We start from the raw sequence: 22239 nt of genomic DNA on the forward strand, positions 1-22239 counted from the left end.
TTTCTGTATCGTTCATGCACCGCGATCCACCGCACGGTTCGGCGTCGCCTCGGCCGAGGTCCCGCTTTGTGTTTCGTGCATCGACCGGTTCGAGCCGACGCCTGTCGCGGCCGATTGCGAGCCTGTTTCCATTCCCCTAACCATTGGAGTGATTTTATGTTTCGTCTACCCGTTCTTCTCGGCGTGGCGCTGATGTCCCTGAGCCTGTTCGACGGTGGCGCGGCCATCGCCGGTGACGAGGACGTCGCCGCCAAGCTCGAGGCCCTGGCCAAGGGCGACCACCGTTCCGAAGACAACAAGGCGCGCAACGCCCATCGCCATCCCGTCGAGACCCTTTCCTTCTTCGGCGTGCGACCCGACATGACCGTGGTCGAAGTGTCACCGGGCGCGGGCGGCTGGTACCTGGAAATTCTGGCCCCGTTCCTCAAGGAAGAGGGCGCCTACTACGCGGCCTCCTACAACCAGGACGACGACAACGAGCGCCTGGTGAAGGCCCGCAAGCGACTCGACGACAAGTTGGCCGCCCATCCCGACCACTATGGCAAGGTGATCCTGACCGAGTTCGCGCCGCCGGCCAAATACGGCCTGGCCCCTTCCGGCACCGCCGACATGGTGCTCACCTTCCGCAACACCCACGGCTGGATGCGCCGCGGTGCGGCTTCCAAGGCGTTCGCGGCCTTTTACGACGCCCTCAAGCCAGGCGGCGTTTTGGGTGTGGTGCAGCACCGCGCCGATGCCGGTTCCGAGGCGCATCCCAAGGCGCCCAAGGGTTACGTGAAAGAGGACTACGTCATCAAGTTGGCCGAGCACGCCGGTTTCATCCTGGTCGGCAAGTCCGAGGTCAACGCCAATCCCAAGGACACCAAGGACTACGAGAACGGTGTCTGGCAGCTTCCGCCGGTGTTGGCGGGCGAGGGCGACAAGGCCAAGTACGAGGCGATCGGCGAGAGCGACCGCATGACGCTCAAGTTCGTCAAGCCCTGACCGGGTGTTGTCGGAGGCGATCGGTCGCCTGTTCGGCCGATCGTCTTGGAGGGTCTGAGGTTTTTTTCACCACAAAGGTCACGGAGGGCCCGGAGAAAAAACAAAACGGCCAAAAGCCGAGGTCGCCCGGAGTGCCCGTATTTGCAAAAGGGGCACCGTGCCAGGTAGGTTGGCCCGCTGGGCCGACACGTCGAAGGCGCTTGACCTCGACATGCGCGAAATGCGACAGGGCGAAGCTTCCAAGCATGCCCCGCAGACCCTCCCCGAAGCGAGCAACCTCGAAGAGCCCGCGAAACGAGAGAGCGCCCAAGCCTGTAGGTTCATCAGCTTGATGAACCCTTCGAAGCAACGGAAGCCACAAAACACCCCAACCGAAAAGAGCGAAGCACCCAAGCTCGCCCCACAAAACATCCCCGAAGCGAGCAACCTCGAAGATCCCGCGAGTCGAGAGAGCGCGGAAGCCAGTAGATATGTCCGCTCGGCCGTGAGCGCATCTTGGCAGGACCCGCATTCCGAAAAGCATCTAAACGCTTGGCGGTGGAGCGGGGGCGGTAAGCCAACTTGTTGCCAATCCAAGCACGTCTTCCAGGAATTTCCCGATCTCGGAGAATGGTGCCCTGCAGTGGGTGCCGGGCCCGCCCAGGGGGCTGGTCCGTGCTTTCGAAGTCGTAACGCCGAGCGTTCCGGCAGGTAACCAAGTGCCGTACCGTGTGGGTCAACGGGGGGCAGAAAGCCCACCAGAGGTACTTCCCTCGGCCCCCGATCGGTTAAGATGTTCCCATGAACCGACGCCCGGGCCACGGGCAATGCAAGGTCACGCAGGATGAACACCATGAACACGCCGCCGACGATTCGAGCCGCCAGACCGGAAGAGGCCCAGGTGCTGACCGAGTTGGCGCTGCGCTCCAAAGCATACTGGGGATATGATCCCGAGTTTATGGAAGCCTGCCGCGAAGAGTTGACGATCGGGCCCGACAAAATCCGCGACGACGTCTTCCACCACTACCTGGCCCAGCGGGACACGGACATCCTCGGCTTTTACGCGCTGGAAAAGCTGGCGCCCGAGGGAACCTTCGAGCTGGACGCCCTGTTCGTAGCACCGGAGCACATCGGCCAAGGCGTCGGTCGCGCCTTGATCGAGCACGCCAAGCAGGTCGCGGCACGAGTGGGCGGGCGGCGCTTGATCATTCAAGGCGATCCGAATGCGGAAGCGTTCTACCGCGCCGCCGGTGGCGAAATCACTGGACAGCGGGAGTCCGGCAGCGTTCCTGGCCGGTTCCTGCCGATTTTTACGATCGCCCTGGGCTAGCGCCCATCCATCGTGCGAGCGTTTCTTTCGCTTTTGACTCCTGTTTTCCCGCTTTCCCGATGTCGTGCGGAAAATTGGAACCAATGCCAAGCGATGCGTGTCACGTGCGTTCCATCCATTCCCTGACGGAATTCAAAACGCCTTCGTCGTCTCCTACTTGGCATTTGATTGGTTCTGCTGGAGTGTGATGTACGTCACGAAATTGGGCGCGGTTCGATCAATGCTCGAGACCTCGACGTGCATATCCATGAAGCTCGCAACAACTTATGGGCAAGGCAGCGAGGCTGCCGGACATTCGTGTCCCGGTCACCCGGCACTGGGGAGAAACACCCAGCGGTCCCGGCACATGGTTTCCCCGACCATGGGCTGCCGGCCTCCAACGCAGGAAGCGACACTTATCTATATCGTTATTGTAAAAGGAGTATGCTCTATGGATCGGATCAGGGGCGGCAATCCCGTTCAACATGCACAGGGTGGTCTGCAACAGCACCAACCGCAGATCAATCTTCACGTACCGGGCGCGATCTCGCAGCGCTTCGGTTTGGGGGACATCCAGGCCGAAACGCCTCGGGCGTTCGCGGAGGCCCTGAGAGACGCCTTGCAGGGGCAGAACCTGCCTGTTTTCGGCGACGATACAGCCCCAGCGCCCCAGTCCAAGGAAAACATGGATAATGCGTACATGAATCCCGTGGACTTTTTGGCCGGTCCGGAACACGACATGGCGTTCGTCATCACGACCGACCAAGACGAGAACATCGCCGTGCATTACCTGCGTCAACCGAACGGTGCGGCCAACGCCGAGATCTGGAACGGTGAGGCGTTCGAGGCGATCACCACCGAGCAGTTCGACGAGCGGTTCGCCGACTACGAGTACACGATCATTGCGGCCTCCCAGCGGTCCCACCTCGATTTGGATGCCGAGACCCATCAAGCCCACGGTCAGGACCTGGAGTTCTACCACTATCGCGCGGCCAACGACAACAGTCCCGACGGGACCGCGCCGTTCCACCACGAACGCCAGCAGGGCGCCGCATCGGGGTTGTGTGGCTTGCACGCGCTCAACGCCTTCGTGGGGAAGAACCAATTTTCGGCCGAAAATGTGGGGGAGCGCCTGAAGGGCATCATTGCGGAGGACCAGGGCATCGAGGCGGAGGAGGCCCTCGACCAGGTCTACCCCCGCAGTGTGGGCAACCTGGACGAGCACGACACCACCAACCTGGTGGGCATCAACCCACCCGACATGAAAACCCTGCTCACGCAATTGGGGAACGAAGGCACGATTCCGGCGAACCTGGCCAATATCGAAGTGACCGAGGTGCGCGAGGTGTACAAGGACAACGCCGATTTGGGACCGGTGACCGACCAGATCGGCGACCACGTGGACCGTTTCATGGTGGGCTACAGTGGGTTGTCGAAGCACTACGTCACGTTCCGCAAGGACGACGATGGCAAGTGGTGGATCATCGACCCCCAACGGAGTCGGCAGGATTCGTTTCCCGACCTGGAAAGTGCGCTGAACCGCGTCAAGCACGACATGAGCGGGGAGGAAGGCAGCAGCGCGCTGTTCTTCATCCCGCAGCGGGTGCAGCAGCCCCCGCCGAACCAAATGGTCTGAGTGGCACGGCCGGCGGGTCCAAGGTGGTGTTTCTTGGGGCAACATTGATCAGGAAGTCAGGAACGAAGGAAACCTGGAAGGATTTGCTGGTGCTCCGGGGTGGGTGCTTGATCCTGTCCTGGTTTCCGTTCTTCCAGGGTTCCTGATGATTTGCTCGGAGTCAGAGATGCGCAAAACGCGAAGCGCTTTTTGTTCTGAGTCGGTCAAACGGAGTTGGAAGGTGGTGCTGTCGGCCAAGTGGTGCGTTTTAGGTCCAAATTGATCAGGAAGTCAGGAATCAAGGAAACCCGGAAGGATTTGCTGGTGCTCCGGGGTGGGTGCTTGATCCTGTCCTGGTTTCCGTTCTTCCTGAGTTCCTGATGATTTGCTCGGAGTTAGAGATCCGCAAAATGCGAAGCGCTTTGGGTTTTGAGTTGGTCAAACGGAGTTGGAAGGTGGTGCTGTCGACCAAGTGGTGCGTTTTGGGTCAAAATTGATCAGGAAGTCAGGAATCAAGGAAACCTGGAAGGATTTGCTGGTGCTCCGGGGTGGGTGCTTGATCCTGTCCTGGTTTCCGTTCTTCCAGGGTTCCTGATGATTTGCTCGGAGTCAGAGATGCGCAAAACGCGAAGCGCTTTGAGCCCCGAGTTGGCAGGAAAGTGCCAGAATCGGGGGGAGTCAATCGGTTTGGCGTCGTTCGAGACGTTTCTTGGCGTCCAGGGTGAGGTAGTGATCTTCGCCCATGCGATCGGCCAGAGCCTGGTGTGCGGCGCGAAGCAGGCTCTGGGCTTGGTCCTGTTGACCGAGACCGTGGAGGATGTGTCCCTTGATGGAGTTGGCGACCTGATGGAATTCGTGCTCCGGCGGCAGGCAGTCGGCATAGATGGTGGCCGCTTCCTCGATCATCGGGAGCGCTTCCTCGGATTGGCCCATGTCGGCCAGCAAATCAGAGAGATCGATCAGCGTATCGGCGATCAGCGGGTGCTTGGGGCGAAGGATCTCCCGGCGTTTGGTGAGGACGTCACGATATCGATTTTCTGCTTCTTGAAGTTGTTTTTGCTTGATAAGCAATCGAGCCTTCACGTGGTAGACTTCCTGTATGAGCAAGGGGTTTTGAGGTTGGGTAATTTGGGCCTCTATTTTCCTAATGGTAGATTTTGCTTTACTTATTTGACTGCTTTGAGAAAGTAAATTTGCGAGTGCTGCTTGGACGGATATTAATTCTATGTTTCGGTTTTTTGGAAGTAATAAACCATGCTTGAGAGCTTGGCGAAAATGATATTCTGCGCGGGTAAGATTGTTTGTGGAATGATAGAGCCTCCCTAGGAACTTATTGCACAGTATGAGTTTTTTGTGATTTGCTCCTAAGGTTTTTTGGTATGTATTGACTGCTGAGTTTAGTAATGATTTAGATTGTTGGTAATTACCTAGATAATAATTCAAAATACCTAAATCTCTTAAGCAGTTAGCTATTCTTGGGTGATTGCTTTTGAATAAATTTTGACGTATTGATAGCGACTGGTAGTAGAGCGTCTCTGCTTTTTTGTAGTTGCCGTTATAAAGATAGGTTTTGGCAAAGTTTCCTAATGTCGTTGCATAATGTGGATGCGTATCGTGAAAAGCTATTTTCATTGCCAATACTGAATCAGCAAACAGCTTCTCAGCGTTAACATAATCGCCTCGATCTCTAACCATAGCCGCTAAGTTATGAAGTGTAACGGCTGTATCAGGATGGTATTCTCCGAGCGTTTCTCTGAAGATTTCTAAAGAGTGGCGGAACATAGTTTCTGCCTTATCGTACTCCCCCATTTCATGTAGGAGCCCCGCAAAAGCATCCATTCTGTTGGCTGTATATGGATGCCGCTTTCCAAAGGTTTGATAATCGATGGATAGGGCTTGATGAAAAAGCGACTCAGCGACTAAGTATTCACCTTTTTCTTGATGCAATTTTGCTAATTCTTTTAGAGCTTCTGCTACTTTTTTATGAGTTTCCCCATATAAATCTCTGTACATTCTTAAAGATTCGCGTCTCAGTGCCTCTGACGAATTGATATCCCCTAGGTATTTGTATAATCCTGATAATTCGGCGATATTGTTAGCTATCAAGGGGTGTTTGGAACCAAACACTTCTCGGGCTTTTTCTAAAGCAATTTGAGCTTCAGACTTAGCCGCCGAATAATTACCAGTTTCTCGAAAGAGAACTGCTCGTTCGGTTTGGATATTGATCAGGTACGGGTGTTGATTTTCAAATAAGTGATTAATAACAAGTTCCGCAAGATTGAAACTATCGATTGCTCTTTCATGATCACCAAGCTGTGTATACTGAGTACCTAAAAGTGCATACGTTACTGCCACTTCAAGATGATGTTTCCCATATAGTTCTTGTTTTATTTTGAGCAGTGCTATTAAATCATTTACCGATTTTTGATAATTCCCAAAAGCTGATTCCAGTTCTGCTCTTTCTTGACGAAAGGTAAGCTGCTCTTCGATGGGTAGCTTGGTTAGGTGTTCTGGTGGGATGTCATAGGCGGCTTTGGATTTGATGTAATTGCCTCGGAGAAACCAAAGCCTGCCCTGTGCCTGATTTATTCGCATTAGGGTGATTGAATTGGGTGTTTTTGCCCAACGTTGCTCCAAAACATCGAGACGCGTGCTGGCTGTTTTGTAATTGCCTCGAAGTTGTAGCGTTCGAATCAACTCTAACTCTATGAGTAAAGATTGCTCGGCCTCCAGAATAGATTTCTCCACTGCGCTCTCGAACAACGCTTGCGATTGTTCCAGGTGGCCAAGCGCGCGGTACACCTTGCCCATTGTGGCCATGAGGCGGACTTTGACCTCGGGTTCGTCAATCAGGCCCGTTTCGAGCTGGCGGCGGCCGTTCTCCATCACCTCGAAGGCGCTCACTTCGCGGTTCTTCGACAGGTTCGGATCGGTCTGCTCGAACATCGAGACCAGGAAGTCGGTGACGTGCTCCGCCGTGCGCTTCTCGCGGGAGATCACCCTTTGCTGGTGCGCGGCGTACACGGAAAACACCACCAGGAACAGCACCAAACCACTGGCCAAGGACAACGGCCAAGGGTTGCGCAGGACGAACTTGCGGAAGCGGTAGAGGGTGGTGGCCGGGCGGGCCTCGATCGGGAGGCCGCGCAGGTAGGCCCGCACGTCGGCGGCGAAGGCCTCGACGCTGGCGTAGCGCCGCTTCAGATCTCTCTCCAGGGCCTTGAGTGCGATGGTGTCCAGGTCGCCGCGCAACTGGCGGGTGAAGCGGCCGGTGGCCTCGCCCTCCTTGCCGCGGACCCGGCTGGGCCTGGTGATCGGTGCCTCGTTGACGGCGTGCATCACCCTGGCCAGGTTGCGCGGGTTCATGCGGTAGGGGCGCTGGCCCGTGAGCATTTCGTAGAACAGGACACCCAGGCTGTACACGTCCGATGCCGCGCTCAGGCGCTGGCCGTTGACCTGCTCCGGCGAGGCGTACTCCGGCGTCATCATCGGGGTGGAGAGTGCGGTGACGGTCTGTTGCTCGCCCGTGTCGGGGTTGAGCACGGCGGCGATGTCGAAGTCCAACAGCTTGGGCTCGCCCTCGGGGCCGACCATGATGTTGCGGGGCTTGAGGTCGCGGTGGATGACCATGTGCTGGTGGGCGTGGCTGAGCGCGTCGCAGATCTTCAGGAAGAGCTGGAGCCGGTCCTTCAGGTCGAGGTCGTGCTTGGCAAGGTAGACGTCGAGGGTCTGGCCGGCCACGTACTCCATCGCCAACCAAGGCTGGCCGGAAGGCAGCACGCCGGCGTCGATCAGGTGGGCGATGTTGGTGTGCTGGAGGCCCGAGAGGATTTTGCATTCCTTGCGGAAGAGCGACATCATCTTGGGGTTCCAAGTGTTCAGGGTCTTCAGTGCGACCTGGAGGTCGAGATCGTCGGCGCGGGTGGCCAGGTAGACGTTGCCCATGCCGCCGCGGCCCAGCTTCCTCTCGATGTGGAAGGGCCCGCACGGCGAGCCGGGCCCCAGCTCCATCTGACTGCTGAAAACCTCGTCCGACGCGGCCTCACCTGGTGGCACCTTGTTTACCGCCTCCTGGCTATTCGCCTGTTCGGAGTTTCTGGCCTGCTCGCTCTCTGGCAATTCGGTGCGATCCGGTGCGTCGCGCATCTCGTCGGAGGAAGTGCCGGCACCGACGTCGCCCTCGGCGCTGTAGGCCTGCACCCAACGCTTCAGAGCCTCGGGATCCCTGGCCTGGACGAAGCGAAAGAGTTGATCGGCGCGGCTCTCGTCGGTTGGTGTATCGTGGTCCGACATTTCGTGGTCCGACACTTCGGTGCCCGGGTCCTGATGGGCGACGTTACGAGGTCTGTCGGTCATCGTGGCGCTCACTGCTCGATTCGAGAAAGTTCGTTCTCTGATTTCCGGGCTTGGCGTTCTCGCGTTTGAAGGGACGGCCTTTTCGTCGATTCGTCACTCAAAGAGGGAGCAGCAGGTGAATACGTTCAAACGCGGCGGGATCTAGGTGGTTTTGTGGACTGGGGTTCTGGACGTTTGTCGAGTAAGACGTCGTTGATGTGGTGAATAGTCTGTGGAAGACGTCGTTTGTACGATATTTTACATGAAAAATGACAGCCGGTATCTGTGAAATGTGCGAGTAGCAGGTCGTATTGTTCCCAGGTCAGAACTTTATCGAAGCGAGCCGCATTGGCGTCCTTGCATTCCCGAGAGGGGTGCCGCGACAGTAGGTGTCGGGCCCGTTCAGGTCGCTGGGCCGAGCTTCATTGATGATATTTCCAACCGCCGTCGTAGATCGCGTTTTCAACTATTTATTCGAACGTCACGCACTTTCATTCCAGAGTCGCCGCCCAGACCGGGGCCCGGGTTTCAGGTCAGCAACTAATCGAAGCGAATCGCATAGGTGTTCCCGCATTCACGAAAGGGGTGTGGTGCAGGGCCGGTAAGGCCCGGTAGGTGCGCCGGCCCGCCGCACATTTTGAAGCCGACTGTTTTAATCGCGCCGACCCTCGAAAATATGTTGGAACTCCTCGCCTGGATTACTTCGACTAGTTCATCCGGCGGGCTTACCGCCCCTGATGCCCCTACCTGGCACGACGAATCTCTCGACTTTAGGGCACTCCAGACGGATTTGTTTCAAGAGAGAGCTCTGCACTAAAGAGGCGGGTGGCCAGCTCAATTTTGAGATTGGAATAGGTCGAAGCCCGCAGTAGCTGTTCCCGACATCCGAAGAGGTTCATCGTGCTGGGTCGGTAAGACTGGTTCGTGCTCATCCAGAAACAGGGTTTTTTTGAAAAGGTACCTCCGCATCGGTCGGGCTCCAAGCCCAACCTGGTGTGAGCAGTCATGTATCCATCTTGAATCATAGAGGCTACGATGGCGAAAAGCAGAGCTAACGTGTTCGTGGGGTGCTATCGCATGGATAGGAACCCTTCGAGATGAGTTGCTGTTTTGACTTTGATGAAGTTGTTTATGGGGTCTTTGTGACGAAATAATGTGTCAAAAAGATTGATTTTATCTTGAAATTAACCCTGATTGATGGTTTTTTAGATGTGAGATCCATTGCTTGCCTGCTTCTGTCCCTAAGAAAGCTGGCTTGCCCCGAGTGAGTTTTCATGGTGCACGATTCGTGTAGCGTGAACTACCCGAGAAAAGGAGTCTGTGAGGTGAACTTGCAAAATCCCTATGAAGTGACCACCGTGACCTCTGTCGACGTTCAAACCGACCTGGGTTTGACAAATCTCGAGTCGGCGACATTGGGGAAACGGCTTGCCAACCATATCCTCGATTTGATCGTGATCCAGCTATTCTTGTTTGGGTTGTTCGTCATTCTGGGAGTTCTGGAAATATGGATCCATGGGCAACCGGAATCCACAGAGTCGACCTTGGATGCCTTGGCCACACCGATCAGTCTGGGTTTCTATTATCTCTACTACACTGGTTTTGAATATTATTTGGGGCGGACCCCCGGAAAATTCGTCACTGGCACGCGCGTGATCGATGAGTCTGGCGAATCGCTAACCCTGGCCCAGACGGCGATTCGATCCCTATGTCGTTTCATCCCCTTCGATCCGCTTTCGATTTTCTTTTCGGATGAAGATAAGTGTTGGCACGATTCGTTGCCCAAGGCCATCGTGGTCTCCACCCGCTAAATGGTCCAAAAGGTGACTTCGCATGGATCGAGGATCGGGAGATGACCTTTCGTCGGGTTGCCTTATGTGGGACCAGACGGAACTGATTGTCTCTGGTGTGGATCAAAGACTTTTCGGAGAACCTTTCTTCATGCCGCGTGCCTAAATACTCCAGTATTGCGACTCCTGCCGGGGGTGCCATCGTCAACGGAGCTCTATGGAATATCTCGATTTCGGGGAGGGCGCTTCCGGTTGGTGCGATCACCGATCTCGAGGGATTTCTTCAAAAACACCCTCGCCACGAACACAAAGCGACGATCGAAGGATTGATTGCGAAGCTGAAAACGTTCGTCGACCCCTGAATTCCGGTCGTTGCCTCTCTCTGGGCGATACTTCTCTCAAGCAATTCTCAAGCGCTAAATAGTTTAAAGTAGGCGTGTTGTGCATTTTGTGGGAGGAAAATATCAGGAAGTCAGGAACCAAGGAAGCCAGGATGGATTGGGTCGTTCTCCAGTGTGGCCGCTTTTTCCTTTCCTGGTTTCCGTTCTTCCTGAGTTCCTGATGATTTGCTCGGAGTTAGAGATGCGCAAAACGCGAAGCGCTTTGGGTTTTGAGTTGATCAAACGGAGTTGGAAGGTGGTGCTGTCGACCAAGTGGTGCGTTTTGGGTCAAAATTGATCAGGAAGTCAGGAATCAAGGAAACCTGGAAGGATTTGCTGGTGCTCCGGGGTGGGTGCTTGATCCTGTCCTGGTTTCCGTTCTTCCAGGGTTCCTGATGATTTGCTCGGAGTCAGAAATCCGCAAAACGCGAAGCGCTTTTTGTTCTGAGTCGGTCAAACGGAGTTGGAAGGTGGTGCTGTCGGCCAAGTGGTGCGTTTTGGGTCAAAATTGATCAGGAAGTCAGGAATCAAGGAAACCCGGAAGGATTTGCTCGTGCTCCGGGGTGGGTGCTTGATCCTTTCCTGGTTTCCGTTCTTCCAGGGTTCCTGATGAATTGCTCGGAGTCAGAAATCCGCAAAACGCGAAGCGCTTTGAGCCCCGAGTTGGCAGGAAAGTGCCAGAATCGGAGGTAGTCAATCGGTTTGGCGTCGTTCGAGACGTTTCTTGGCGTCCAGGGTGAGGTAGTGGTCCTCGCCCATGCGATCGGCCAGGGCCTGCTGCGCGGCGCGAAGCAGGCTCTGGGCTTGGTCCTGTTGACCGAGACCGTGGAGGATGTGTCCCTTGATGGAGTTGGCGACCTGATGGAATTCGTGCTCCGGCGGCAGGCAGTCGGCATAGATGGTGGCCGCTTCCTCTATCATCGGGAGCGCTTCCTCGTGCTGGCCCATGTCGGCCAGCAAATCCGAGAGATCGATCAGCGTATTGGCGATCAGCGGGTGCTTGGGGCGAAGGATTTCGCGGCGTTTGGTGAGGACGTCATGAAATAGGCTTGCTGCGTTTTTTTGATCCCCTTTAAGACATAACAAGCGGGCTTGCTGGTGGTTGATTTCTGGGAGAAGAAGTGGATCTTGGGAGTCCTTTGCGTTGGCATATACTTTTTTTAGGTGAGACTCAGGCTCGAGAATTTGCCCCCTTATAATTAACACAGTGGCTAAGTTTAATTGGATAGACATCACTTGGTGGTCGTTGTGTTGTAGGATGTCTTGAGCTAGGAGAAATGATTTTTGAAAATGAAATTCTGCTTTATTAAGTTTGCCAAGAAAATGTGCTGATTTCCCTAGTGATCTTTGAATGCGAAAGGCGCTAATGGGATCCTGATTGTCAGAGTCTCTTATTGTTTGGGCTGCTTTGGTTATGCGGAGCCTTGCTTTGTGATAACTGCCTGCCGCATTTAAAATGTCCGATAGAATCAATGAGTTATATATGAAATGGGGATGATGACTTTTTTGAGTTTGTTGCCGTGTGTGGAGAGCTTTGAGAATCCATTCTTTGGACTCATTGTAATAACCGTTTGAGAATAGAACTTTTGCAATATTAGCCTGGACTGTCGCTACGTGTGGGTGATGCTCTCCGAAATGTTTCTTGAACTCAGTTAGTGTCTGCCTGAAGAGTATGCTAGATGTTTGGTAGTTTCGTTTTTGTTTGTATAGATATGCCAAATCATTTCTTTTGGAAGATATGTAGTAATTATTGCTTTCGAATATTTTTTCTGATAACGCTAGTGATTTTTTTAGAAGTGGTTCCGCTGAAGCAAAGTCCATTTTGTCTAAAAATAACTTTCCAAGATTGTTGAGCCTGTTTGCAAAGTGGATATGATGTTCTCCATATAATTTTTTATCGATGTTTAATGCTTGGTGATAGTAGACTTGGGCTTTATTGTATTCTCCTTGCCTTCGAGCTATTTGCGCCAGGGCATCAAGGTTATTGGCAATGCCTATGTGAAAATCTCCGTAAATGTTTCGATACATTGTTAGAGATTGAGCGTGGAGGTCTTTGGCTTTCTGATAATTACCGCGATATTTTGCAAGTGTTCCCATGCCGCTGAGAACTTTGGCTGTGTAGTGATTCTCTTCACTTAAGTGATTTTCTGTTAGTGACTTTGTTTTTAGGAGCATGTTTTCGGCGGCTGCATAGTCTCCTCTGAAGATGTGTAAGTAACTGTATTGAAAATATGCTTCGATTTGGTGTGGGTTCTGTTCGCCAAAAAGATGCTGGTTGATTTCTATGGACGCTAATAAATCTGTCTCTGCCTGGTTGTAATTGCCTAGCCAAATTGAGAATGTTCCTCTAGAACAATATGCGGTTGCAGTGTAAGAGTGATGGTCACCATATATTTCCGTCAATGTATCGATTAGTCTTGAAAGCTCATGCACTGCCTTGTGATATTGGCCAAGGTTGGCAAGAACATCGGCGTAAGCTTGGCGAATAAGGCATTGTTCTCTTGTTGGTAATTCTACAATGTGGGGAGAGAGTTTTTCAAAAACCTCTGCGGCTTCTATTGGTTTTCCTGTTAAAAACAACTGGTGGGCTCTCATGAGTGCTAGACGCGTGCGGGAGAACTTATTTAGGTTTTTAACTTGTCTGTCGACCCAAGTTTTTAGGCGTTTCTCGGAAGCAGAATAATCACCATGTAACTGGAGTTTTCGAATCAGTTCCGATTCGATAAAAAACGCTTCCTCTGTATCGGACTTCACTTGTTGCGAAGCTTCTTCCAGCAACTCAATCCCTTGATCTTGATGCCCTAAAGCGAAATACACCTTGCCCATGGTGGCCATGAGGCGGACTTTGACCTCGGGTTCGTCGATCAGGCCCGTTTCGAGCTGGCGGCGGCCGTTCTCCATCACCTCGAAGGCGCTCACTTCGCGGTTCTTCGACAGGTTCGGATCGGTCTGCTCGAACATCGAGACCAGGAAGTCGGTGACGTGCTCCGCCGTGCGCTTCTCGCGGGAGATCATCCTCTGCTGGTGTGCGGCGTACACGGAAAACACCACCAGGAACAGCACCAAACCACTGGCCAGGGACAACGGCCAAGGGTTGCGCAGGACGAACTTGCGGAAGCGGTAGAGGGTGGTGGCCGGACGGGCCTCGATCGGTAAGCCGCGCAGGTAGGCCCGCACGTCGGCGGCGAAGGCCTCGACACTGGCGTAGCGTCGCTTCAGGTCCCGCTCCAGGGCCTTGAGCGCGATGGTGTCCAGATCGCCGCGCAACTGGCGGGTGAAGCGGCCGGTGGTCTCGCCCTCCTTGCCGCGGACCCGGCTGGGCCTGGTGATCGGCGACTCGTTGACGGCGCGCATCACCCTGGCCAGGTTGCGCGGGTTCATGCGGTAGGGGCGCTGGCCCGTGAGCATTTCGTAGAACAGGACACCCAGGCTGTACACGTCCGATGCCGCGCTCAGGCGCTGGCCGTTGACCTGCTCCGGCGAGGCGTACTCCGGCGTCATCATCGGTGTGGAGAGCGCGGTGACGGTCTGCTGCTCGCCCGTGTCGGGGTTGAGCACGGCGGCGATGCCGAAGTCCAACAGCTTGGGCTCGCCCTCGGGGCTGACCATGATGTTGCGGGGCTTGAGGTCGCGGTGGATGACCATGTGCTGGTGGGCGTGGCTGAGCGCGTCGCAGATCTTCAGGAAGAGCTGGAGCCGGTCCTTCAGGTCGAGGTCGTGCTTGGCCAGGTAGACGTCGAGGGTCTGGCCGGCCACGTACTCCATCGCCAGCCAAGGCTGGCCGGAAGGCAGCACGCCGGCGTCGATCAGGTGGGCGATGTTGGTGTGCTGGAGCCCCGAGAGGATTTTGCATTCCTTGCGGAAGAGCGACATCATCTTGGGGTTCCAAGTGTTCAGGGTCTTCAGCGCGACCTGGAGGTCGAGATCGTCGGCGCGGGTGGCCAGGTAGACGTTGCCCATGCCGCCGCGGCCCAGCTTCCTCTCGATGCGGAAGGGCCCGCACGGCGAGCCGGGCCCCAGCTCCATCTGACTGCTGAAGACCTCGCCCGGCGCGGCCCCACCTGGTGGCACCTCGTTTTCCGGGGTCGGGTCTTTCGCCTGCTTGCTGCTCTTGGCCTGGTCGTCTTCTGTTGATTCGATGGGATTCGCTGTGTCGTTCGTCTCGTCGGAGGAAGTGCCTGCATCGACGCGGCCCTCGGCGGTGTAGGCCTGCATCCAACGCTTCAGAACTTCGGGATCCCTGGCCTCAACGAAGCGAAAGAGCTGATCGGCGCGGCTCTCGTCGGTTGGTACATCGTTGTCCGACATTTCGTGGTCCGGTATACCGTTGTCTGACACTTCGTGGTCCGACCTTTCGGGGTCCGACCTTTCGGTGTTCGGTATTCCGTGATCCGACACCTCGGGGTCAGCGGGGTCCGGATCCGGATGGGCGACGTTACGAGGTCTGTCGGTCATCGTGGCGCTCACTTCTCGATTCGAGAGCGTTCTTTCTCTGAGTTCCGGGCTTGGCGTTCTGGCGTTTGAAGGGACGGCCTTTACGTCGATTCGTCACTCAAAAAGGGAGCGGCAGGTGAATAGGTTCAAACGCGGCAGGATCCGGTGGTTTTTGTGGGCTGGGGTTTTGGGCGTTTGTCGAGTGAGACGTCGTTTGTACGATATTTTACATGAAAAATAATGAGTTTTGCCGATGAAATGTGCTTGGGTCGGGTCTGGTTTGCCCGCGAAGGATACAACCGCTCCCGGTGAAGATCATGATCCAGGGGGATTCGACACCAGCCAGGGGAGAGCCAGGATTTTTACCACAGAGTCGCCGTCCAGGCCGGGGGCCCGGGTTTCAGGTGGGTAACTAATCGAAGCGAATCGTTTGGGAGTTCCCGCATTTGTGAGAGGGGCGTCGTTGCAGTAAGTTGGCCCGCCGGGCCGACATTTTTCGACGAACTCCCTGCACATCCGCCTTTTTAGGTTTTTATCTTTATCTTCGAGCTTTACAGAGTTTGTTACATAAGAGCCCCGGACCAGCGGGCAAACCCGCTCGATTTCGAGAATGAAACAAGGCGAAGTGAGCTAGCATGGTGGTCCCGGCTGCCTGAGAGGGTTGTCATGCCAGGTAGGTGCGACCGCTGGTCGCACATTCCAAAGCTCCTGCTTCTATTGGTGCTTCGCTCTTTGGCGTCTCGCATCTGCGGAGTGTGGATCGCTTCGAAGAGCAATCTGAGCCGGTAAACCTATTGCATGGGCTCAATAGGGTGTATTGTACAAGCCATTTATATCAAGATACTTGAGCTTGATGGCGACATCCTGGCTGACTTGTGTTATTTCCGTAATTAGCTTCGTTTGTCATCTTTATCTCAGGGACTTCGCGAGACCAAACACGAGACTTACAAAAATGCCCTCACCTGCCAAAATCATAACTGAGGCACAGCTTTTCTCTTGGGCCAGGTAATTCCTCGTTCACCATGGGCCAACTCTGCGGGCTGTGCAGAAAAAAGGAGGAACCGATACCAGATTGTTCAAGTGTTGAGCCGATTGAGAAAGGACAGATCAACGGAAAACCTAACCCCAATCATCCAAAAAAAGGCTCTTCAATCAAAGTTTCACCAATCAAAGACAAGACGGCTATCAAGGCAATAAAGGACTTTCTCGCAGGTCGCCCCCGTGACTTGTGTTTTTTTACCTTGGGGATAAATACGGCATTCCGGGCGAATGAGCTTCTGTCAATCAAAATTTATCAGGTTCGGAGATTGAGACCTGGTGATGATTTCGAATTGAAACTCCCGAAAACGAAGACTTATCGTAGGGTAACAGCGAATAGGGCCGTAGTGAATGCGATTCAGAATCTACTTAAGTCAGGCCACTTTGAGGATGAGGATTGGTTGTTCAAAAGCAAAACAACAAATGAACCGCTAAAGGTGTCCACGGTTTCAAAGTATGTAAAAAATTGGTGCCAAAAAGCTGGACTCGCGGGCAACTATGCTAGCCATTCGTTGCGAAAGACTTGGGGCTATTGGCAACGTGTCGGAAAAGATGTTCCCATTCCACTTTTGATGGTCGCATTTGGCCACTCCAATCAGTCGCAAACACTTCAATACCTGTGTATTCAGAGCGAGGAAATTGCTGGAATCTATATGGGTCTAGAACTTTAGGAATTTTTGGGGCCATATTAATGGCCCTCAATTTAAATTGTCAACCTTCTCCATTGAGGACATTTTGAAATCCCTAAGCGTGAGGAGAGTACCCTTTTCCCGGGGAATTAGCCAAGCACCCAACTTTTCCGTGAAACTTAGCAAGCGAAAATCCGTGCTTTAACTCCTATCCTCGAACTACTAGTTGGTACCTTTACTCAGAATTTCTAGGAGTTTTTGATGACTCTACCGCATAGTTTGATCCCTAACTTAGAGCAAATATCTGGAGTTATTTTGAAATCTAAAGTAATTGACCCATGGATAAATTCGAGTTTATTCATTCCTGAGTATTTGAAATGTGTTTATGATAATGAACTAATCTTGCTTTAGGAGTTACGAGAATCGTTTTCTTTCTTTTGTCAGAATCATCTTGGAGACTGGTAACTAGTCCACAATCTTCAAGGTCTTTAATGCTTGGCCTCATGGCTGGATAGGACCTAAAGCCGAATTCCGCAAAAGAACCTGGAGAAGTTTCACCTCCCAATTCGATAAGTTTATCAAATACCGACCAGGCGCGCGGCCTAAGAAAACTCGATACAGAACTAAAGATTTTCGAACTCTCAAAATCTAGCCACTCTTGGAAATATTCTTCTTTTTCTTCCTTGGTTTGAGGTTGATCATTATCACTTACCCATGTGCAATAGTTATCAGAGTAGCTAAGGACTGATCTAGTGTTTCCGTTTAAGATTTCGTATAGTAATCTAAAAGAATCGATAGTCAAAGGCATATATGGCTCGCTGATTACGGCGTAGTATTCGATTCGAGATTTCCAAAGTTCCTCAATGCATTCATCATCTATTTTTTTAATGTTTATCGGATCATGTAAAATACCCTCAATTCTTGGAGAAGAGAGAACGCTATATGTTACCCCTAGCGCACCGCAAACAACCCATCTCAAACCTGGAGATAATAAAATTTCGTCACGAAGTTGTTCAACAAACTCTCGTGCCTTGTTTGATGTCATCAGTAATTCAAGGTTATCAACAACACATAGAACACCGCCTGACGAATGTGAAGGAAAAAGTTCGCTTAACCAATCAAGAACTATCTTCTTAAAGCCGCTTCTTGAAAACCCAGATGAAGTATTGATCGCGTTTATTTTTCCTCCGCCAAAAAGCCCACTTATCGATGCTGAATAAGAATGGATCTGAGGAGAATTTAACCAGCTATTAAGATGTCTTGTATCAAGATTACCTGTAATTTTCTTTAATTGGGATTGATGTTCGATGAGTGCTTGAGCTACTTCCATCAATACGTCGTTAACAAATTCTTCAACGAATGAACTGGGATTAAGTTGAAAATTTTTATTCAAAGGTATTATAACAGGACTATTTCCTGATTCCAAAAAGCTCTTGAAGCATTTGTACGCAGCTACATTTATTAGGCTTGTTTTACCTATACCATTTGCCCCTTCAATTGAGGTTATTTTAGGTGGATTGTGTAGCCTTCTCTGGATTTTAATAATCTCAGAATTTCTACCAACTAGAAGTGCTTCCCCTTTTTCATCGGCTTCCAGCGCTTTAGTTTGAAAGGGTGACTCTGTAAAACCCCACTCTTGGTAAATATTCAAGGATAACTCCTCGGCTCATCGAGAGAGAATTTTCGACTTTCTCCATTCTAGATTTCATTTTGTTTTTAATCAAATCGAATTATTTTGAATGAAAAGCCGACACCTTTCGCAACAGGGTCGGTAAAGCCAATTATTGACTGTAGATTCCTCTAGATGTTTGCTTTTTCCGGGAAGAAGCTTGGAATGCAGACTGTTGATGATCAAGTGAGAGGCGAATCGCTCGCTCTTTAAACTCTGGTGAATAGCGCTTTGTACTTTTCATAACTCCATCCTAATCAAGAAATGGAGTCTCCGGCAATCCCGGGGCGATTCATATCCACTCCGTAGGTTTTACCCATCGCCGAAGAGAGCGCCGCGATCCCTATTCGCGAGGTCGTTGATCGCTTCCTGAACACAAAAACCTCGTGGGAGAAACAACGTGCCTACCGTCGCGAGGTGACAGGGCTCCTCAATCAACTGGGTCTCGACGGTGACAAAACTTTTGCCGATCTGATCAGTCTTGGAATTGGCTGATCGTTACAACAGTATTTATTTGTACTTGAGCGACTATCTTCGAATTGATCCACACACGAACCGAGTATGTAATGTACGAACTTATAACCGTCGATGAAACACGCTTCCATCATTTTTTGGATTTCTGGTCAAGCTCTACGAATTCCGTATTAATCCAATAATATATATGGAGACGCTTGATGTATCCAAGCGCAGCAATACTCATGACCTCACCGAAGATAAGGCTTTGGTAATCCTACACCACATGAAACAACGCGCCTCCCAGAGCGAGACCAGAGCTCGCGACTTTCTATTCGTTCTAGGACTTTTTTGGCCGCCCTCCGCCGTCGCGAAATCGCCGATTTGCGATGGGGCCAGATAGATTTTATCAATAAGTTGGCATGACTTACTCAAAAGGGAAACAAAGAGAAACTGATTCCGGTTCCTTCTGGATACCTAACTCTTCTCAATGAGTTTCGAGCTAAATAGGGCCAATCTTGTGACTTTATCTTCTATCCATTCCAAAACCACAGGTTCCGCGAAACATTAAAGCCTATTTCGGTCAATTATATCAACAATATCGTAAAACGAACTGCGACTATTCTTGTGCCAGGTAGAAACATATCGCCAAACTCTTTCCGCACAAACTTTGTAGCTCTTGGTCTCAAACGGAAAGCCGATATCAAAGCTACACAGAGCGGTACCGCTCATGGGTCAACGTAAATCGTTTCATACTACGATTAAAGGAATCCCCTTGAAGTCAATTTAATCCATCTACTTGGAGAATTTTTGTATAGATTTGAAATAGTCTGAACAACTGTAGCCGTTACGAATTGATTAGTTACCAATATAACTCAGGTTTAGTTTTACCAAACTATCTCATTTAGGCTCCTTTTGTATCGCCCCAAATGACTCCGATTCGACTACGAACAGATTTTTGCTAATGCACCCAATCATAAACCTCTGCCATCATGAAACTTGGGAATCTAGCACTGCGTTGGTCAAGATCTCTGAGATTTGACAATACCGGTCTTTTATGGGATAGTCGGAGATCTGCAAGCTTTTTCAGTTGAATTTTCTGCATAAACATTGTCGTGGGGAAGTGCTGGAAATGAGACAGGAAACTAATGGTGAGGTTTATTTGAGTTGGATTGAGAGAATAATCAAATTTCTTCCTCACCTTAAAACTCGTATACAATTAACCGGTCTTGTTGTGGCGATCAGTGCTGGGTTAATCCTTCAGCTTGTCGCTCCTGGAAATATACCAGCCTTAATTTGTGCAACTTCAGGAGGAGTTGCAATCATTATTTTTGGGCAGGTATTCCAGTTCATCCACCATTTTCCTGAAAACCAGCGAGCGTTCTTAGTTCTCGGTCTCTTTTTCTTTTTCACTTTACTAGAAGTCTCGTTGGCGATACTTCTCGTCTCATTAATTGTAGAGAAAGATCTTAACCTAATTAGCCCTGAAAATGGCCAGTCTGTCTATCAAGAATTTGAAGTAAATTGGGACCCACCACACTCAGCCTTGGTGACAATACTTCGTGGCGGTAAAGTAGTCGAAAGTACGAACAATTACGTGTCCCCCCCTACAAATTTTAATATTCCTCCTAGCGATCAATACGATATTCAAGTCAGAACTCGTTTCGCTGGCTCAGCTATTGGCTCCTTTTCTGTTGTGCCAGACCCAAAGCAACGAGCACTCGAAAGTATTTACTTGCCGGAGAAAAATGAAAGCGAGGCCTATATTGAGGGAACTCTTGAAATTCCAGAAGGGTACGGGATCGATGCCATCCTTGTTTTGGACACCACACCCCCAATCAGGGTCCGTATTTTTGGACGAGGAGATTCAAGAACCCGAAGTAGAACACAAAAAGTCTATGCTGGTGCAACTCGAAGATCGGAGATTTGTGTTTATGACTTTATGCAAATCCCTCACAACACTCGACAGGCAGTCACAATGAAATTGAGTGGTGTAATAATAGATCGATTAAATCAGAGACATCATTTTCAGATCGAACTTACGGTTGACTTTCGAAATGAACTGTCAAGTGTTAGCCTGATTGTCGGTTTCGACGGCACGGTTTTTTTCCATGAGGTACCTGGTTAGGGGGCAAATAAGAACATGTCAGGTCGCCAATTTATAAACGTTCACTTAAACACTAGGTTCTGGAATTCCCATCGGCCAAGCCATGCAACACAATGCCTCCCGAGGTTCCCGCTTCGATCTCTGCAGTCTCTGCAGTCTCTGCAGTCTCTGCGGTTTGAAATAAAGATATCAGAATAACAATTAATTGGAAATGATGGTACTCATATCATCAAATTATTTACGATGCTTTCTTAACAAAAAATACTAAACTAGATCGATTCATCAGATGATTTTCATATTCAAAAACTACCAATTGATCATCTTTCGAAATTTGTGTCAATTTGAATCTGGTAATGGTGATTCAAATTACCGTTACCGGTGTATTTTTTCCTTTTGGCCATATAAGCTTTTTTTGAACCTCTCATAGAGTGATCTCCCCATTCCTATCAGTGGAGGCTTTGTTTGTGTGGAAATAATGTCGGCCTGTTATTTTTTACTGAATTTATTTTTGCCCAAACTAACACAAATCTTTTTGCTATTCATTTTCCCTTCATGGCCATAAAAACTTTGCTTGCTGAAGATGACTTTCAGATCCAAGCCAAAGGTAAGAGCCAAGCGAACCGCATCTGGTCACGAAAAGAGCTCTAGCCTACACTTAGACCCAGTCACGAGGACCTGCTTTTCAGGCAGGCCAGGCCCCGGAAAGTTTAGGAAGACGTAAGGTAAGCACATCTGGAAAGAGATCACCACCTGGGCAAAAATGCTGACCAGGAGGTGAAAACCATGGAAGAAAGGCAACAAACGAGTGCTCGTGCTTTCAAAGCCGCCACTTGGGAAGCCCATATTCGTGCGTGGGAAATGTCGGGACTGTCCCAAGTTGAGTTCTGCCGCCAAAACGGCTTGAAGCACGCGACCTTCATGTATAGGCGCCAAAAGTTCCCCGGCAACCCAAGGCCGGATCAGGGTTTGAGGCTGGTCCCACTGCAAGAGAGCGCCTTGATGGATAAGGCGCCCCGCCAGCGTGATGGGCATGCATCTCGAGGCATCACGCTGATCGTTCGAGGGGTGCGCATCTCTGGCGATGAAGACTTCGACGAAGCGACGCTGGTACGGATCGTTCAAGCTTTGAAAGGAGTTTGACATGTGGCACATCGCCAAACGGGCCCGCGTGTTCCTCGGGCTCGATCCGGTAGACATGAGGAAGTCGTATGACGGCCTGGCGGCTTGGGTGGTGGCCCAACTGGATCGCCAACCGACCTCGGGCGATTTGTTCGTGTTTACCAACCGTCGCCGCAACATGGTAAAGGTGTTTTACTATGACCGAAACGGATTTTGTGTTTGGGGAAAACGATTTATCAAGCATCGGTTTACCTGGCCGAAAACCGAGTCGGCGGTGCGTGAATTGCGGAGGAATGAACTGGTGTGGCTGTTGGACGGACTGGACATCCGCCAGGCTCACGAAAAGTTGGATTACGATACCGTATATTAGTATGTAAACCCAGCGAGATACGCTATAC

General features: G+C 51.4%; 11 protein-coding genes. 8 read left to right on the top strand and 3 right to left on the bottom strand.

What is annotated here, in order from left to right; genetic code table 11:
- The first annotated feature begins 156 nt into the window (after positions 1 to 156).
- The 3 genes from J3U87_RS23430 to J3U87_RS23440 all read left to right on the top strand — a co-directional run bounded on the left by J3U87_RS23430 (position 157) and on the right by J3U87_RS23440 (position 3908).
- Positions 157 to 984: a class I SAM-dependent methyltransferase gene (locus J3U87_RS23430; RefSeq protein ID WP_237378207.1), complete on the top strand. Its 828-nt coding sequence runs from the start codon at positions 157 to 159 to the stop codon at positions 982 to 984.
- Between the two features lie 832 nt (positions 985 to 1816).
- Positions 1817 to 2293 carry a GNAT family N-acetyltransferase gene (locus J3U87_RS23435; protein WP_237378208.1) on the top strand — a complete coding sequence of 159 codons (477 nt, stop codon included), beginning with the start codon at positions 1817 to 1819 and terminating at the stop codon, positions 2291 to 2293.
- 430 nt (positions 2294 to 2723) lie between these two features.
- The gene (locus tag J3U87_RS23440; protein WP_237378209.1) at positions 2724 to 3908 is read left to right on the top strand and encodes a hypothetical protein; all 1185 of its coding nucleotides are present in this window, start codon (positions 2724 to 2726) and stop codon (positions 3906 to 3908) included.
- Positions 3909 to 4565: 657 nt separating this feature from the next.
- On the opposite strand, the gene J3U87_RS23445 is transcribed toward J3U87_RS23440, so the two are convergent.
- A complete protein-coding gene (locus J3U87_RS23445) occupies positions 4566 to 8243 on the bottom strand; it encodes a serine/threonine-protein kinase (RefSeq protein WP_237378210.1) in 3678 nt (1225 codons plus the stop codon).
- A gap of 1274 nt (positions 8244 to 9517) precedes the next feature.
- Between J3U87_RS23445 and J3U87_RS23450 the strand changes: the two genes are divergently transcribed.
- Entirely contained in the window at positions 9518 to 10033 is a 516-nt protein-coding gene (locus J3U87_RS23450) for an RDD family protein (RefSeq protein ID WP_237378211.1), read from the top strand.
- 1052 nt (positions 10034 to 11085) lie between these two features.
- Here the strand turns inward: J3U87_RS23450 and J3U87_RS23455 are convergent.
- Positions 11086 to 14700, bottom strand: a complete 3615-nt coding sequence (locus tag J3U87_RS23455) for a serine/threonine-protein kinase (protein WP_237378212.1) — start codon at positions 14698 to 14700, stop codon at positions 11086 to 11088.
- A 1148-nt stretch (positions 14701 to 15848) separates the two neighbouring features.
- Between J3U87_RS23455 and J3U87_RS23460 the strand changes: the two genes are divergently transcribed.
- The gene (locus tag J3U87_RS23460) at positions 15849 to 16535 is read left to right on the top strand and encodes a tyrosine-type recombinase/integrase (protein ID WP_237378213.1); all 687 of its coding nucleotides are present in this window, start codon (positions 15849 to 15851) and stop codon (positions 16533 to 16535) included.
- 316 nt (positions 16536 to 16851) lie between these two features.
- Here J3U87_RS23460 and J3U87_RS23465 read toward each other — a convergent pair whose 3' ends face one another.
- Positions 16852 to 18144, bottom strand: a complete 1293-nt coding sequence (locus tag J3U87_RS23465) for a helix-turn-helix domain-containing protein (RefSeq protein ID WP_237378214.1) — start codon at positions 18142 to 18144, stop codon at positions 16852 to 16854.
- Positions 18145 to 19747: 1603 nt separating this feature from the next.
- Here J3U87_RS23465 and J3U87_RS23470 point away from each other — a divergent pair.
- The 3 genes from J3U87_RS23470 (at position 19748) to tnpB (ending at position 22211) form a co-directional block, all read left to right on the top strand.
- Positions 19748 to 20743 (top strand): hypothetical protein, encoded by a 996-nt coding sequence (locus J3U87_RS23470; RefSeq protein ID WP_237378215.1) that lies wholly within the window; start codon positions 19748 to 19750, stop codon positions 20741 to 20743.
- Between the two features lie 762 nt (positions 20744 to 21505).
- A complete protein-coding gene (tnpA, locus tag J3U87_RS23475) occupies positions 21506 to 21862 on the top strand; it encodes an IS66 family insertion sequence element accessory protein TnpA (RefSeq protein WP_237378216.1) in 357 nt (118 codons plus the stop codon).
- Between the two features lies 1 nt (position 21863).
- Positions 21864 to 22211, top strand: coding sequence for an IS66 family insertion sequence element accessory protein TnpB (gene tnpB / locus J3U87_RS23480; protein ID WP_237378217.1), 348 nt, complete (start codon positions 21864 to 21866; stop codon positions 22209 to 22211).
- Positions 22212 to 22239 lie beyond the last annotated feature (28 nt).

Source organism: Sulfidibacter corallicola (genome assembly GCF_017498545.1).
Lineage (GTDB): Bacteria > Acidobacteriota > Holophagae > Acanthopleuribacterales > Acanthopleuribacteraceae > Sulfidibacter > Sulfidibacter corallicola.